Source organism: Shigella sp. FC1661, assembly GCF_001712525.1.
Taxonomy (GTDB): domain Bacteria; phylum Pseudomonadota; class Gammaproteobacteria; order Enterobacterales; family Enterobacteriaceae; genus Escherichia; species Escherichia coli.
Window position 1 is genome coordinate 1 of record NZ_MDGW01000290.1, and the last position, 1,808, is coordinate 1,808.

Sequence of the window (1,808 nt, forward strand, 5' to 3'; positions counted from 1 at the left end):
GGCAACGAGAGATGAGTTCGGGGTCGAGGTAATCCCCCAGAGAAGTCAGTGGGTTACGCAGAGAATCGTAACGGGATACCAGATCAAGAGCCTGTCCAATGTGCATAAAAAAATCCGGAAACAAGTGAGCGTTTCCGGATTCTTACACAGCCACTGGATCGGTCAACTGATCCTTAACTGATCGGCATTAGTGCGGAAGGGGCGATTTTTTCCAGCAATCGCAAGGTGTCTTCCGTTAGCGGTCGACGATCGCCAGTGTGCGGATCGGTAATGACGCCTTCCAGCCCATAGCGACAGTCCTGGAAACGGTTGAATTTATACAGCAGGTAATCTTTCTCCTGATGTTTGAACGGGCGTTCTGTCAGTAACCAGTGGGCGGTAGCCTGAATTAATCCCGCCATATTTACCGCGTGGCTAAGGGTTAACGGGGTATCCATCACCCGAACCTCCACCGTGCCAAAATGAGGACTGGGGCGAATATCCCAGTGCAGATCTTTAATGCTGTCGATCATCGTGGTGTAACTCAGACAGCGAAACAGGGCTTCAAATTGTTGCCAGTTACTGACCCACGGCATCGGACCATTATCAGGAAAGGCGGAAAAAATATTCGGTCGTGAGGAGGCAAAACGCGTATCCGTTCCTTGCATATATGGCGACGCGGCGGAAAGGGCGATGAAGTGCGGCACAAACCGTGACAGGCCGTGCAGCAAATAAATGGCGTCATCGCCACTGGCGCAGCCAACATGAACATGCTGACCAAAAACGGTCGCCTGTTGAATGAGATAACCAAAGTTTTCCAGCGTTCGTTGATAGCGCTCGTTATCGCATACCTCCTGTCGCTGCCATTTCTGAAACGGGTGTGTGCCACCGCCGCAAATTTCCAGATGATGGTCTGCGGCTGCCTGCAATACGACTTTCTGCATCGCTGAAAATTGCCCGGCAGCCTGGTTGATATCACGGCAAACATCCGTCGCCAGCTCCAGCATACTTTCGGTGATATCGTGCTTTACCTCTCCGGCCGTGATCTTATTTTTAACCGCGTCAATCAGTATTGAAGAGTCCTGGCTTAAGTCATAGCCCGGCGGATTAACCACCTGCATTTCCAGTTCAATACCGAGTGTAAAAGGTTCAGAAACATGAAAATCGGGTAATGGCATAGGTTTCTCTTATGTTGGCGTTTTCTATTCAGTATAGAAGTGGGAGCGGCTGGGCGAGATGCGGAAGTTCTGGAATGTTTCTTTTTTTTGGTGATGGTGAACTGATTATGACAGAAGCAATTTGGCTACTTTTGCAATGTGACAAGTTATGGCAGTGCTGACTGGTGGCGAAGAATTTTGACGATTGAGGCATGCAGAAAAAAACGGGTTCAGCTTCAGTTGATCAAATGGGGAGTGAGAAGTCCGAAACAGGACTTACTGTATAAATAAACAGCTATTTTGCTAAGCAAGGGTAAGATAACTGCGGGTGCCTGAAGCTTTCCGGTTTCAGGTTTACTCTGAGGTCTGGAAAGATGAAGCCCCAGGACGATATTTCTATCAACCCTGGGGCTACCTACCCAAACCTGAACAATTTGGATGGTAGTCCCTTCTTCGCATGGAGGCAATATAAACATGCTGACGAAATATGCCCTTGCGGCAGTCATAGTGCTGTGTTTAACGGTGCTGGGATTTACGCTTCTGGTCGGGGATTCGCTGTGTGAGTTCACCGTAAAGGAACGTAATATTGAGTTTAAGGCTGTTCTCGCTTACGAACCGAAGAAGTAGCCGTTGTGCGGGGAGCAATCCCCGCATATCCGGTTGTCAGGTCAG

Annotated in this window: 3 protein-coding genes and 1 pseudogene; 1 reads left to right on the forward strand and 3 read right to left on the reverse strand. The window is 49.2% G+C overall.

Features of this window, described 5'->3' with window-relative positions; all coding sequences use genetic code 11:
• From BFF42_RS27835 to BFF42_RS28365, 3 genes and pseudogenes are all read right to left on the reverse strand, one after another.
• A partial coding sequence (locus BFF42_RS27835; protein WP_227894989.1) for a hypothetical protein occupies positions 1-124 on the reverse strand: 124 nt, incomplete at its 3' end.
• 67 nt (positions 125-191) lie between these two features.
• A pseudogene (locus tag BFF42_RS16010) lies at positions 192-1,157 on the reverse strand (YbdK family carboxylate-amine ligase); the annotation flags it as partial.
• A 215-nt stretch (positions 1,158-1,372) separates the two neighbouring features.
• The gene (locus BFF42_RS28365) at positions 1,373-1,642 is read right to left on the reverse strand and encodes a hypothetical protein (RefSeq protein ID WP_009008364.1); all 270 of its coding nucleotides are present in this window, start codon (positions 1,640-1,642) and stop codon (positions 1,373-1,375) included.
• On the opposite strand from BFF42_RS28365, the gene hokE reads away from it, so the two are divergent.
• Positions 1,611-1,763 (forward strand): type I toxin-antitoxin system toxin HokE, encoded by a 153-nt coding sequence (gene hokE / locus BFF42_RS16020; RefSeq protein WP_000956455.1) that lies wholly within the window; start codon positions 1,611-1,613, stop codon positions 1,761-1,763. The two genes, BFF42_RS28365 and hokE, sit on opposite strands and share 32 nt — an antisense overlap.
• Positions 1,764-1,808 lie beyond the last annotated feature (45 nt).

Coding starts and splice junctions, on each gene's coding strand:
- BFF42_RS28365 (WP_009008364.1), bottom strand. CDS start 1,642: ATGACTGCCGCAAGGGCATATTTCGTCAGCATGTTTATATTGCCTCCA.
- hokE (WP_000956455.1), top strand. CDS start 1,611: ATGCTGACGAAATATGCCCTTGCGGCAGTCATAGTGCTGTGTTTAACG.